The 12,787-nt window shown below is 69.5% G+C and carries 14 protein-coding genes; 8 read left to right on the top strand and 6 right to left on the bottom strand.

Annotated features, from left to right (window positions below; genetic code table 11):
- The first annotated feature begins 132 nt into the window (after window positions 1-132).
- Both MWU52_RS14105 and MWU52_RS14100 read left to right on the top strand, forming a co-directional pair.
- Entirely contained in the window at window positions 133-1,257 is a 1,125-nt protein-coding gene (locus MWU52_RS14105) for a polysaccharide biosynthesis/export family protein (protein ID WP_246953317.1), read from the top strand.
- Window positions 1,258-1,337: 80 nt separating this feature from the next.
- Window positions 1,338-2,450, top strand: a complete 1,113-nt coding sequence (locus tag MWU52_RS14100; RefSeq protein WP_246953315.1) for a DUF2793 domain-containing protein — start codon at window positions 1,338-1,340, stop codon at window positions 2,448-2,450.
- Between the two features lie 7 nt (window positions 2,451-2,457).
- Here the strand turns inward: MWU52_RS14100 and rfbD are convergent, their stop codons facing one another.
- The 4 genes from rfbD to pip are packed head-to-tail and all read right to left on the bottom strand — an operon-like array spanning window position 2,458 to window position 5,920.
- A complete protein-coding gene (gene rfbD, locus MWU52_RS14095; protein WP_246953313.1) occupies window positions 2,458-3,300 on the bottom strand; it encodes a dTDP-4-dehydrorhamnose reductase in 843 nt (280 codons plus the stop codon).
- Window positions 3,297-4,337: a dTDP-glucose 4,6-dehydratase gene (rfbB, locus tag MWU52_RS14090; RefSeq protein ID WP_246953311.1), complete on the bottom strand. Its 1,041-nt coding sequence runs from the start codon at window positions 4,335-4,337 to the stop codon at window positions 3,297-3,299. The genes rfbD and rfbB overlap by 4 nt, the downstream gene beginning before the upstream one ends.
- A complete protein-coding gene (rfbC, locus tag MWU52_RS14085; RefSeq protein WP_246953309.1) occupies window positions 4,334-4,888 on the bottom strand; it encodes a dTDP-4-dehydrorhamnose 3,5-epimerase in 555 nt (184 codons plus the stop codon). Before rfbC ends, rfbB begins: the two co-directional genes overlap by 4 nt.
- A gap of 42 nt (window positions 4,889-4,930) precedes the next feature.
- Window positions 4,931-5,920, bottom strand: a complete 990-nt coding sequence (pip, locus tag MWU52_RS14080; RefSeq protein ID WP_246953307.1) for a prolyl aminopeptidase — start codon at window positions 5,918-5,920, stop codon at window positions 4,931-4,933.
- Between the two features lie 58 nt (window positions 5,921-5,978).
- Between pip and ubiG the strand changes: the two genes are divergently transcribed.
- On the top strand, window positions 5,979-6,725 hold the full coding sequence (ubiG, locus tag MWU52_RS14075; RefSeq protein WP_246953305.1) for a bifunctional 2-polyprenyl-6-hydroxyphenol methylase/3-demethylubiquinol 3-O-methyltransferase UbiG: 747 nt from the start codon (window positions 5,979-5,981) through the stop codon (window positions 6,723-6,725).
- Here the strand turns inward: ubiG and MWU52_RS14070 are convergent.
- Window positions 6,713-7,327, bottom strand: coding sequence for a TetR/AcrR family transcriptional regulator (locus tag MWU52_RS14070; protein ID WP_246953303.1), 615 nt, complete (start codon window positions 7,325-7,327; stop codon window positions 6,713-6,715). The two genes, ubiG and MWU52_RS14070, sit on opposite strands and share 13 nt — an antisense overlap.
- A 428-nt stretch (window positions 7,328-7,755) precedes the next feature.
- On the opposite strand from MWU52_RS14070, the gene mbfA reads away from it, so the two are divergent.
- From mbfA to MWU52_RS14045, 5 genes are all read left to right on the top strand, one after another.
- Complete coding sequence (gene mbfA, locus MWU52_RS14065; protein WP_246953301.1) at window positions 7,756-8,730, top strand: iron exporter MbfA; 975 nt, start codon at window positions 7,756-7,758, stop codon at window positions 8,728-8,730.
- A gap of 66 nt (window positions 8,731-8,796) precedes the next feature.
- Window positions 8,797-9,735, top strand: coding sequence for an AEC family transporter (locus MWU52_RS14060; RefSeq protein ID WP_246953299.1), 939 nt, complete (start codon window positions 8,797-8,799; stop codon window positions 9,733-9,735).
- A complete protein-coding gene (gene fghA, locus MWU52_RS14055; protein WP_246953297.1) occupies window positions 9,732-10,538 on the top strand; it encodes an S-formylglutathione hydrolase in 807 nt (268 codons plus the stop codon). The genes MWU52_RS14060 and fghA overlap by 4 nt, the downstream gene beginning before the upstream one ends.
- Complete coding sequence (locus MWU52_RS14050; RefSeq protein WP_246953295.1) at window positions 10,535-11,158, top strand: HAD-IA family hydrolase; 624 nt, start codon at window positions 10,535-10,537, stop codon at window positions 11,156-11,158. The genes fghA and MWU52_RS14050 overlap by 4 nt, the downstream gene beginning before the upstream one ends.
- Window positions 11,155-12,057: a Gfo/Idh/MocA family oxidoreductase gene (locus MWU52_RS14045; protein ID WP_246953293.1), complete on the top strand. Its 903-nt coding sequence runs from the start codon at window positions 11,155-11,157 to the stop codon at window positions 12,055-12,057. The genes MWU52_RS14050 and MWU52_RS14045 overlap by 4 nt, the downstream gene beginning before the upstream one ends.
- 8 nt (window positions 12,058-12,065) lie before the next feature.
- Here the strand turns inward: MWU52_RS14045 and radC are convergent, their stop codons facing one another.
- The gene (radC, locus tag MWU52_RS14040) at window positions 12,066-12,749 is read right to left on the bottom strand and encodes a DNA repair protein RadC (protein ID WP_246954598.1); all 684 of its coding nucleotides are present in this window, start codon (window positions 12,747-12,749) and stop codon (window positions 12,066-12,068) included.
- Window positions 12,750-12,787 lie beyond the last annotated feature (38 nt).

The raw sequence follows: 12,787 nt of genomic DNA, 5'->3' as shown, positions 1-12,787 counted from the left end.
CCATCCGGCAACCCCCGGCAACGCAGGCGAAAAGCGTGCGCGAATACCGGCGCGTCATACGGTAGGGCGCGTTGACCTCGCCGCCCCGTCCGGTAGGTTGGCGCGCGACGACGGGCCCCACTGCCGGGGCACATGGCGGTGGGGGACGACATCATGCGGATCATCAGGTTTTTCGCCGTTCTGGCGTGTCTCGGCACCCTTGGCGGGTGCGCCCTTCCGCGCGGCGCCGCCCTGCAGGGGGAAGTCGTGCGCGCAAGCGACACGCAGGGGGCGGATTTCGCCGTCTATCCCGTCACCCGCGCCCTGTTGCCTTCGATCGCGCAGTGGCCCGACGTCAACCAGCCCCATCTGGGCTGGATCACGGCCAGCCAGGGCAGCTCGGCCCAGGTGATCCGTCCGGGCGACATGGTGACGCTGACGATCTGGGACAGCGACATCAACTCGCTGCTGGTCCCCGCCGAGGGGCGGCGCACCGTCCTCGACCCGATGCGGGTGTCGCCGGCGGGATCGATCTTCGTGCCCTATGTCGGCAACGTCCAGATCGGCGGCACCACGCCACAGGGCGCGCGCAGCCGCGTCGAGGCGGCGCTGTTCGACGTGGCCCCGTCGGCCCAGGTCCAGCTTTCCATGGCCGAGGGCCGGGGCAACGCCGTCGATCTGGTGGGCGGCGTGCGCCAGCCGGGCAGCTTTCCGATGCCGGACGGGAATTTCACCGTTCTCGGCCTGGTGGCCGCGGGGGGCGGGGTCGATCCGTCGCTGGACAATCCGCAGATCCGGCTGCAACGCGGGTCGCGCCTCTACGGCACGTCCATCGACCGCCTTTATGACGAGCCGCGGCTGGACACGCTGCTGCGCAGCGGCGACCAGGTCATCGTTCAGGAGGACGAGCGTTATTTCCTTTCCGTCGGGGCCGCCGGAAGCGAGGCGCTGCACCCCTTCACCCGCAGCACGCTCAGCGCGATGGATGCGGTCTCGATCATCGGCGGCGTGCAGGAGCAGCGCGCCGACCCGAAGGGCATTCTGATCCTGCGCGAATACCCCGTCTCGGCCCTGGCGGCCGGCCAGCGCGGCCCGCGCAACCGGCAGGTCATCTTCACGCTGGACCTGACCTCGGCCGACGGGCTGTTCTCGGCACGAAACTTCCAGATCATGCCCAAGGACCTGGTTTACGTGACCGAAAGCCCGATCACGGCGACGCAGACGGTGTTCAGCCTGATCGGCTCGGTCTTCGGACTGATCCGCACCGCCCCGCGTTGACGGATCCCCACAGACGTTGACAAAGCGTTAACCGCTCAAACCGAGAGTCCCGGTCTTCACATCACCGGAGGCCGCGGCTCATGTCGGAAAACACCACCATCCTGTCCCTGCCCCTGATCCAGGGCGGTCAGGCACAGAAGCACATCACCCACAACGAAGCACTGCGCATGCTGGACGCGCTGGTCCAGCCGGTCGTCACCGATGCCGACCGCACCGCCCCGCCCGACCTGCCGGCCGAGGGCGACCGCCATATCGTTGCCCCCGGCGCCATCGGCGCCTGGTCCGGCCGTGACGGCGACATCGCGGTCTTCGCGGGCAACGGCTGGACCTTCCTGTCGCCCGCCCCCGGATGGCGGGTGCATGACGCCGAGGCACGGGTCGACCGCCGCCATGACGGCACCGCCTGGATCGCCGACGCCGCCCCCGCGCCCGAGACGTTGCCGCAACTGGGCATCAACGCGGCGGCGGACGCGGCGAACCGGCTGGCCGTGGCCTCGGATTCGACACTGCTGACGCATGACGGCTCCGACCATCGACTGGTGCTGAACAAGGCAGGTTCGGGCGATACCGGCACGCTGCTGTTCCAGACCGGCTATTCCGGGCGGGCCGAGATGGGCTGCGCGGGCGAGGATGCGTTTTCCGTCAAGGTCAGCGCCGACGGCACAGGCTGGACAACCGCGCTGCGCTTCGACGCGCTGACAGGACTTGCGACGGGTGCCGCCGTGCAGGACGGGCCCGGCGACGTGACCCCGGGGCGGCTGGCACGCACGGACGGCACGTTCGGCCCCGGCAACCTGCTGGCGCCGGTCGCCACGGTCGCGGGCCTGCCCGCCGGCGGCGTGATCGAACGGCGCGAGACCGCCACCGGAATCGCGGTCCTGCATGCCGACGGCACGATGATCTGCCACGGCACCGTGACGCTGACGCAGTCGGGCGGGCACAAGATGGTGGGTGATTGGGACTATCCGGCGGCCTTTGCCGAAACCACGCCGGTCATCAGCTTCGCCTCGGTCGATCACTCCTCGGTCTGGTCGACCTCCAGCGTACAGCCGAAATATCTGGGCGTGCTGACGCATCAGACCGTCTCGGGCGACACGCTGCGCCTGCATCAGTATAAGGGCGACAACCCGCATACCTTCTCCGAGATGGACGAGCTGGTGGTGAACGTGGTGGCGATCGGGTCCTGGCGGTGAAACCGCGCTAGCGCCGCGATACTTTCCCGACCACATTCTTCAGGGCGGCCCGCCAGTCGGGCCGCCCGATGCCGAAAACGTCCGCGAGCGCCGAGCAGTCCAGCCGCGAATTGGACGGACGCGGGGCCTTGGCGGGCCAATCGGCGGCCGCGATCCCGTCGACGGCGCAGTCCACGCCCGCGGTCGCGAATATTGCCCGCGCGAAGCCGGCCCAGTCGATATCGGGCGACCCCGCGAAATGATGGATGCCCGACGGCGCGCCCTCCGCCATCGCCGCCACGATCTGCCCGCAGGCATCGGCGATAGCGGCGGCAGGGGTCGGCCCGCCGACCTGATCGTTCACCACCGACAAACGGTCCCGTTCGGCCCCCAGGCGCAGCATCGTCGTGACGAAGTTCCGCCCCGTGCCGGAGAACACCCAGCTTGTCCGGAGCACGACATGGCGACCGCCGGCGGCGGTCACGGCGCGTTCGCCGGCCAGTTTGCTGCGGCCATAGGCGCCCAGCGGCGCCACCGGATCGTCCGGGCGCCAAGGGCCGGTGCCGGACCCGTCGAACACGTAGTCGGTCGACAGGTGAACGAAGGGCAGATCCAGTTCCGCGCAGGTGCGGGACATCTCGCCCGGGGCGTCCGCGTTGATGCGCATCGCCGCCGCCTCCGCATCCTCCGCCCCGTCGACATCGGTCCAGGCTGCGGCATTGATGACCGCGCGGGGCCGCGCCGCGCGGATCGCCGCGTCGCAGGCACCCGGCACGGACAGATCGGCGGCCGCCCGGTCCAGGTTGACGACCCCGTGGGATGCCAGCGCACGCGCGACCTGGCCTGTCCGGCCGAACGCCAGGATCGTCACCGCCCCGTCCCCAGCCGGGTGCCGACCCCGGCGCGATCCAGGAGCGGACGCCACCATGCCTCGTTGTCCAGATACCAGCGGACGGTCCGCTCCAGCCCCTCGGCCAGCGTGACGGAGGGGCGCCAGCCCAGTTCCTCGTGGATGCGGCCAGCATCGATGGCATAGCGCGCATCGTGGCCGGGCCGGTCCGCGACGAAGGTGACGAGGTCGGCATGCGGCGCACCCTCCGGCCGCAGCCGATCGAGGATGGCGCAGATCGCGCGGACGAGGTCGATATTGCGCGCCTCGCTGTCGCCGCCGATGTTGTAGCTGCGCCCGACGCGCCCGTTCCGCAACACGGACAAGAGCGCGTCGGCGTGATCTTCCACGAACAGCCAGTCGCGGACGTTCTCGCCGGCGCCGTAGACCGGGATCGGCCGACCGTGCAGCGCGTTCAGGATCACCACCGGAATCAGTTTTTCGGGGAAGTGATAAGGCCCGTAGTTGTTGGAGCAGTTGGTCAGCAGAACCGGCAGGCCGTAGGTCTCGTGCCAGGCGCGGACCAGATGGTCGCTTGCGGCCTTCGAAGCCGAATAGGGGCTGCGCGGGTCATAGGGCGAGACTTCGGTGAAACGCCCCGTGGGGCCCAGCGAACCGAACACCTCATCGGTCGAGATGTGGTGAAACCGGAACGCCTCGGCGCGGCCGCGCCGGTCCCAATGCGCGCGCGCCGCCTCCAACAGGTTGTAGGTGCCGGTGATGTTGGTGGCGACGAAGGCGCCCGGCCCGTCGATCGAACGGTCGACATGGCTCTCGGCGGCGAGGTGCATCACCGCGTCGGGGTCATGGGCGGCAAAGGCGTCATCCAGCGCGCGCCGGTCGGTGATGTTGGCGTGGACGAACGCGTAGTTCGGAGCATCCGCGACCGGGGCCACGTTGGCCAGGCAGGCGGCATAGGTCAGCGCGTCCAGGTTGACGACGTCCAGCCCGGCCGCCACCGCCTGCCGCACCACCGCCGAGCCGATGAAGCCCGCCCCGCCGGTGACCAGCAGCTTCATGCGTCGGCCCCGAAGGGCGCGGCGACGCGGGCAAGGGGCGGCGCGGCGGCGTCCTTCTCCGACAGCAGGGGCGCCCCGATCAGGCCCCAGTCGATGCCGCAGCTGTCCCACCGCACGGCACCTTCGGCCCCGGGCGCGTAGAAGCCGGTGCATTTGTAGACGATCTCCGTTCCCGGCGCGCGGGTCACGAAGCCATGCGCGAAGCCCTCCGGGATCCAGAGCATCCGCCCATTCTCGGCCGACAGGTCATGCCCCGTCCATTCGCCATAGGTGGCCGAGCCGCGCCGCAGGTCCAGGGCCACGTCGAACAGATGCCCCCGCCCGCAGCGCACCAGCTTGCCCTGCGCGTCGGGCGGTGCCTGATAATGCAGCCCCCGCAGCGTGCCGACGGCGTCCGAGACGGAGTGGTTGTCCTGTACGAACGTGGCCTCGATGCCGGCCTCGGCGAAGACGCGGGCGTTCCAGGTCTCGGCGAAGAAGCCGCGCGCGTCGCCGAAGCGGCGCGGGGTCAGCAGCATCACGCCGTCCAGGTTGGTCCGTTCGATCCGCATCGCGCCCTCATCGCTGCCCGCCTTTCCCTAGCGGGCGCGGTGTCAGAAACGCAACTCTCCCGACCGGGCGGCGGCGATGCGGTCCGTGGCCGCGACCAGCTCCTCGGCGATACCCGGCTCCGATAAGGCATGCCCGGCGAAGGGGGCGATCTGAAGCGTAGCGGCAGACCATCCCTCGGCCAGCAGCTGGGCCGAGACGGGCGGGCAGATCATGTCGTAGCGGCCTTGGACGATATCGCCCGGCACATCCGCGATCCGGTCTAGGTTCGCCCGGATCCACCCATCGTGGTCGAGGAACCCGCGATGGGTAAAATAATGGTTTTCCAACCGCGCGAAGGCGCGGGCGTATTCGCCCCCGGGCTCTCCCGACCGGCCCTGCGCCGCGACCGAGGCGAGCGCGTTCTCCCACGCGGCCCAGGCCCGCGCGAAGCGGACCTGTTCCTGCGCGGGCGTGTCGAACAGGCGGCGGTTGTAGGCCGCGATCAGGTCGCCGTGTTCCGCCTCGGGGATCATCCCCGCGAACCGGGCCCAGGCCTCGGGCCAGAACGCCCCCACGCCGCCGCCGTAGAACCAGTCGAGCTCGCGCTCCTCCATCAGGAACACACCGCGCAGGAACAGATGGGCGGCGCGGTCGGGATGGGTGATCGCGTAGATCAGCGCCAGCGTGGCGCCCCAGCTGCCGCCGAACACCGCCCATCGATCGATGCCCAGATGGCCGCGCAACCGCTCGATATCCCTGACCAGATGCCAGGTCGTGTTGTCGCGGATGCTGGCATGGGGACGCGAACGCCCGCAGCCGCGCTGGTCGAACAGGATCACCCGCCAGATATCGGGGTCGAAGAAACGCCGCATCATCGGGCTGCATCCGCCGCCCGGGCCGCCATGCAGCACCGCGACTGGCAGACCGCCGGGGTTTCCGCACTGCTCGACATAGAGGTTGTGACCGTCGCCCACGTCGACCCGCTGCCGATCGAACGGATCCAGCGGGGGATAGAGCGCACCGGCGCTGGTCTGTTGAAGGTTCCGATCCATCTCGCACCTATATAGACCAAGCGCAGCCCTTCAACAGGGCCCCGAGCCGGAGGACGCCATGACCAGCACCATCGACCCCGCCGAGATCGAGAAGTTCCAGGCCATGGCCGCCGAATGGTGGGATCCGAGCGGCAAGTTCAAGCCGCTGCACATGCTCAACCCCTGCCGGCTCGACTACATCACCACCCAGATCGCCGGCGAGTTCGACCGCGATCTGACGGCCGACCGCCCCTTCGACGGGCTCCGCATCCTCGATATCGGCTGCGGCGGCGGCCTTCTGGCCGAGCCGATGGCGCGACTGGGCGCGGACGTCGTGGGCGTCGACGCTGCCGAACGCAACATCCCCGTGGCGCAGGCCCATGCCGCGCAATCTGGCCTCGACATCGACTACCGCCACACCTCCGCCGAGGCGCTGGTAGAGACGGGCGAAGCGCCCTTCGACGTCGTCCTCAACATGGAGGTGGTCGAGCACGTCGCCGATCCGCTCGCCTACCTCACCGCCTGCCAGCGCCTCCTGCGCCCCGGTGGCTTGATGATCTGCTCGACCATCAACCGGAACCCGAAATCCTACGTCATGGCGATCATCGGGGCCGAACATGTCATGCGCTGGCTGCCCAAGGGCACGCACGAGTGGTCGAAATTCATCACCCCCGACGAACTCTACGACCTGATCGGACGCGCCGGACTGACCCCGGTCGACCGGATGGGCTTCGTCTTCAACCCGGTCGCCTGGTCCTGGCGGCTGTCGGATCGCGACCTGTCCGTGAACTACGTCACCGCCAGCACCAAGCCTCAGACGCCGTAGCGCGCCAGGAACGTCTCGACCGCGCCGTCGATCACGCGCTGGCGCTCGGCCTCGGTGACCGTGGTGCGGATGCCGAAGACCAGTTCGGGGAACAGCGTCGCCTTGCACAGCTCGAAGAACTGGTCCGCGGCCAGGTCGAAATCCTCGATCGCCAGTGCGCCATCGGCGACCGCGCAGCGGAAATACTCGACCATCTTCTCGCGGAAGAGCTGCGGTCCGGTCTCGTAGAATTCGCGCCCCAGTTCCGGGAATCGGTCGCTTTCGGCCACGCACATCCGGAAGATCGACTGCCCGAACGGCGACAGGAAGAACCCGAGCATCCGGTCCGCGGCGATGCAAAGGACCTCGCGTGGGCTCGAATCATCGGTCAGGACGGCATCGGCCTCGTCGGCCTGGAGACCACACTCGGCCTTGGCGACCTCCATGAAAAGGACGCGCTTGTCGGGGAAATAGCTGTAGAGCGTGGCCTTCGAGACCCCCGCCGACCGCGCGATCGCGTCGACGCTCGCCCCCTCGTATCCGTCGGCCATGAAAACGGCCCGTGCGCCCTCCAACACCTGGTCGAACTTCCGACCCCGCTTGATCGGTGAAACATCGTTCATTCCGGCACCCCTTTGCCCGAAATATAGCCGAGGCGCGTTGCCGCACAAGCCGAACGAGGCGGCAGGACCGCGCGCGAAGGCCGGCGCGGTCCCGTGACGACCGTCGCGGCGGGGCTGCCGAAAGGGAGACAGGCCGTCGGAACAGGCAACGGTTGCATGCGATTCCGGCTCGATCGAAATGCGCGTCCGATGAGGTTTGCGGACCAAAGCGCACCGCCGCGCGGGGGCACGGCGATGCGCCCGGCCCTCTGGGCCGACGCCCGGCCCGGCCGGCGATGCGGCCGCCATCGAATGTGGCGTTGACGGCCCGCGGCGTCGCGAACCAGCTTGTGGGCCGACGGCCCGCGGCGCAATTCGCGGAACTTCGCCATCGGCCAAGCGTCGCCGTCCCTTGCGCGTCGATCCGCCGGGCCTATCGTGGGATCATCATGTTTCCCGCGCTCCTCAACCGCCGACGTTTCAAGGACCTCTCCGAGCAGGAGATCCTGGCCCTCGCCATCTTCTCCGAGGAGGACGATGCCCGGATCTACCGCGCATTCGGCGAGCGGTTGCGCGGCGACTACCCTGACACGGCCGCGATGTTCGACGACATGGCCGCCGAGGAGGATGGTCATCGCCAACGGCTGATAGATCTGCACGCCGCGCGGTTCGGCGACGTCATCCCGCTGATCCGGCGCGAGCATGTGGCCGGCTTCTACGCCCGCCGTCCCGTATGGCTGGCCGAGACGCTGAGCCTCGACCGGATCCGGGCCGAAGCCGCCGCGATGGAGCGTCAGGCCGGGGATTTCTACCTGCGCGCCGCGCGCCGCACCTCCGACCCGGCCACGCGCAAGCTGCTGGGCGACCTCGCCGCGGCCGAGGCCGGACACACCGCCCGGGCCGAGGGGCTCGCCGACGCGCTGGCGCCAGACGCGCGCGCGGCCGAGGATGGACGCGCCCGCCGCCAGTTCCTGCTGACTTGGGTGCAACCGGGCCTCGCCGGCCTGATGGACGGCTCCGTTTCGACCCTGGCCCCGATCTTCGCCACCGCCTTCGCGACGCAGGACACCTGGACCACCTTCCTCGTAGGCCTGGCCGCATCGGTGGGGGCCGGCATCTCCATGGGCTTCACCGAAGCCGCCTCCGACGACGGCCAACTCTCGGGCCGGGGCAGCCCGTGGAAGCGCGGCCTGGCCTCGGGCGTGATGACGACGCTGGGCGGGCTGGGCCATGCGCTGCCTTACCTGATCCCCGATTTCCGGCTGGCCACCGGCATCGCCATCGCCATCGTCTTCGTCGAACTCTGGGCCATCGCCTGGATCCAGAACCGCTTCATGGAGACGCCGTTCTGGCGCGCCGCGATGCAGGTGGTGCTGGGCGGCGGGCTGGTCCTGGCCGCGGGCATCCTGATCGGACAAGGCTGACCGGGACCGGGGGGGGCGGCCACGGCCATTCTGGACAGCCCCGCCCCGGCCCGCTAGCCCTTCGCCATGCTGGCGATATTCCTGAAAACCGTGCCGTTCTTCGCGCTGATCGGGCTCGGCTATGCCGCCGGCCGCACGCGCTTCTTCACGCCCGAGGCAACGGCCTACCTGACCAAGTTCGTCTTCTGGTTCGCCCTCTCGGCCATGCTGTTCAACTTCGCCGCGAACCTGTCGCTGGCCGACATCTTCGATCTGCGCTTCATCACCGCCTATCTCTGGGGCACCGGCACCGTCTATCTGATCGCGACCGCCGTCGGGATGATCCGCGGCCTGCCCGTCGCGGAATCCGCGGTCGAGGCGCAGGTCGCCGTCATCGGCAATGTCGGCTTCCTCGGCATCCCGATGTTCGTGCTGCTGCTGGGCCCCGAAAGCGCGGGGCCGATGCTGATGGTGCTGGCGACCGACCTGATCGTGTTTTCCTCGCTGATCGTGATCCTCATCACCGGCTCGCGCGAGGGGCGTGTCACCGCACGCACGCTGCGCACCGTGGCGCTGGGCCTGGCGCGCAACCCGATGATCGTCTCGATCGTGCTGGGGCTCGGATGGTCCTATACCGGCCGCGACCTCTGGCAACCGGTGGGCGAGTTCCTGTCGCTTCTGGGCGCGGCCGCCACGCCCGGCGCGCTGTTCGCCATCGGGGCGTCGCTGGCCGGCAAGACGGCCGAACGGCTCTCGGTCGCCGGCTGGCTGACCTTCTGCAAGCTGGTGCTGCACCCGGCCGCCGTGGCGCTGGCGGCCCTCGTCATATTTCCCGTCGCCGACCCGTTCGCGGCGACGGTCATGATCTCGGCCGCCGCATTGCCGGTGGCGGGAAACGTCTACATGCTGGCGCAGCACTACGGCGTGGCGCCGCAGCGGGTCAGCGCCGCGATCCTCGTCTCCACCGCCATCTCGATCGTCACCGTCTCGGTCGTCATCGGCCTGATCACAGGGGGAAGCCCATGAAGACCATCTCCGAAAACCGCTGCTTCGGCGGCATCCAGGGCGTCTATTCGCATGCATCCGAGGCGACCGGCACGGACATGACCTTCGGCCTCTATCTCCCCGAGCACGCGACCGGTGCGGTGCTTTGGTACCTGTCGGGCCTGACCTGCACGCACGAGAACGCGATGACCAAGGCCGGCCTGCAGGCCTGGGCGGCCGAGGCGGGGCTGACGGTGGTCTTTCCCGACACCTCGCCGCGCGGCGCGGACGTCCCCGACGACAACGCCTACGACATGGGCCAGGGCGCGGGCTTCTACGTCGACGCGACCGACGGTTCCTGGGCCACGCATTTTCGGATGGCGCGCTACATCACCGAGGACCTGCCCGAGACGGTGTTCGCGGCCTTCGACCTCGACCCCGACCGTCAGGCCGTGACTGGGCACAGCATGGGCGGGCACGGGGCGCTGACGCTGGCGCTCAAGGCGCCGGGACGCTACCGCTCGGTCTCGGCCTTCGCGCCCATCGCCAACCCGTCCGAGAGCGAATGGGGCCGGCCACAACTGGGCGCCTATGTCGGCGACCCCGCCCCGCATGACGCGACCCTGCTGATCCGATCGGGGGCCGCCTTGCCGCCCTGCCTGATCGACACGGGAACGGCGGACCAGTTCTACGACAAGCTGGGCACGTCCGCCCTGGCCGGCGCCCTGGCCGAGACCCGGGCCGATGCCACGCTTCGCCTGCAGAAGGGCTACGACCACAGCTATTTCTTCGTCGCCAGCTTCGCCGCGGCCCATGTCGCCTTCCACGCGGAACACCTGGCATGAGCGCGATCCGCGCCGTCGTCTTCGACATCGGCAACGTCCTGATCGAATGGCAGCCGGAGCGGTTCTACGACCGCGAGATCGGCCCCGCCCGACGCCGGGAGATGTTCGCCGCCGTCGACCTGCACGGCATGAACGACTGCGTCGACCTGGGCCACGGCTTCCGCGACGTGATCTATGCCGAGGCCGAGCGCATCCCCGCCTTCGCCGCCGAGATCCGCATGTGGCACGATCGCTGGCTGGAGCTGGCCAGCCCGGTGATCGAACGCTCCGTCCGCCTGATGCGCGCGTTGCGGCGGCACGGCATCCCGGTCCACGCACTGACCAATTTCGGGATCGAGAGCTTCGACCTGGCCGCGCGGAACTTCGATTTCCTGCGCGAATTCGACCAAACCTTCGTGTCCGGCCATCTGGGCATCATCAAGCCCGATCCAGGCATCTTCGCCGCCGTCGAGGACGGGCTCGGCCTTCCGGGCGGGGCGCTTTTGTTCGCCGACGACCGCGCGGCCAACGTCGCGGCGGCGGCCGCACGCGGCTGGCAGGTGCATCACTTCACCACCCCCGACGGCTGGGCCGACCGCCTGGTCGCCGAGGGCCTGCTGACGAGCGAGGAGGCGGCATGACGATCCCCATCATCGGACCCGAAGCCGACACGCGGCTGGACTGGTTTGCCCTGACCCGCGCGCTGGCGGCCGGTCACGATCTGCCCCGCGCCGAGATCGGCGATACGTTCCTCTACCGCGATCCCGACACGATGCTCAGCCGATCCGCCTGGATCGACGGTTTGGGCCTGCTTGTGAAGACGGCGACGATATTTCCGGGCAACAAGGCGACTGGCAAGCCCGCCATCGGCGGCGCGGTCTCGCTCTTCTCGGACACCGACGGGGCGTTGGCGGCAATGCTGGATTTCGCGCTCGTCACCAAGTGGAAGACCGCGGGTGACAGCCTGCTGGCCGCCACGCGCCTCGCCCGGCCGGATAGCGAACGCGTCCTGATCGTGGGCGCCGGCGCGGTCGCGCGGTCACTGCACGAGGCCTATTCCGCCGCCTTCCCCGATGCGCGCTTCGCCATCTGGTCGCGGACGGCCGCGACCGCCCGGGCCTTCGCGGCGGAGCGCGGCATCGACCACGCCCCCGACCTCGAGGCAGCCGTGCGCGCGGCCGACATCGTCACCTGCGCCACCATGACGACCGTGCCGATCCTGCGTGGCGACTGGCTGCGTCCCGGTCAGCATGTCGACCTGATCGGCGCCTACCGCCCCGACATGCGCGAGGCCGATGACGTGGCGCTCCGCCGGGCCGACATCTTCGTCGACGCCCGCGCCACGACGCTCGACCATATCGGCGAGCTCAGGATTCCCCTGGCGCAGGGCGTCATCGCGCCGGGCGATGTCATCGCGGATCACTACGACGGCGACGCCATGCGGCGGACGTCGGATGACCAGATCACCCTGTTCAAGAACGGCGGCGGTGCGCATCTGGACCTGATGACGGCGCGCTACATCCTCGACGCCGTGGGCTAGGCCCCGCGCTACAACAGGCCCTCGGCGCGGAACGACACCTCGCGCCCTTTCCCGACGACCAAGTGATCGTGCAGCACGATGCCCAGCATCCCAGCCGCGTCGCGGATGGCACGCGTCATCGTCACATCCGCCTCCGACGGGGTCGGGTCGCCCGAAGGGTGATTGTGTACCAGGATCATCGCCGAGGCATCCAGCGCCAGTGCCCGCTTGACCACCTCGCGCGGATAGACCGGCACGTGGTCCACCGTCCCCCGCGCCAGTTCCTCGTCGGCGATTAGCGTGTTCCGGCGATCCAGGAACAGGATGCGGAACCGTTCCACCGATTGATGCGCCAGTGCCGTGCGCAGATAGGCCAGCAGCGCGTCCCAGGACGACAGGACGGGCCGGCCCAGCACGCGCGCACGTGCCATGCGGTGGCCCAACGCCTCCATGATCTTGATCTGCTCGATCACGGCAGGCCCGACGCCGGGCACGCCCGCCAGACGGTCCGGCGTTGCCGCCATCACGTGGTTCACGTCGCCGAACGTGGCCAGCAGACGCCTGGCCAGCGGCTTGACGTCGCCTCGCGGCAGCGCGCGGCACAGCACCAGTTCCAGCAGTTCGCCGTCGGGCATCGCCGCCGCGCCCCCGTCCATGAAACGGCGGCGTAGACGCGCGCGGTGCTGCGCCCGCAGGTCCGGCTCATTCGTCATCCGCGCGGCGGCGAACAGGTCCGGGAACGGCGCCTCGT

It is taken from the genome of Jannaschia sp. S6380 (assembly GCF_023015695.1).
In the GTDB taxonomy this organism is placed as follows: Bacteria; Pseudomonadota; Alphaproteobacteria; order Rhodobacterales; family Rhodobacteraceae; genus Jannaschia.
This window is presented reverse-complemented; position numbering and strand designations above follow the sequence as displayed.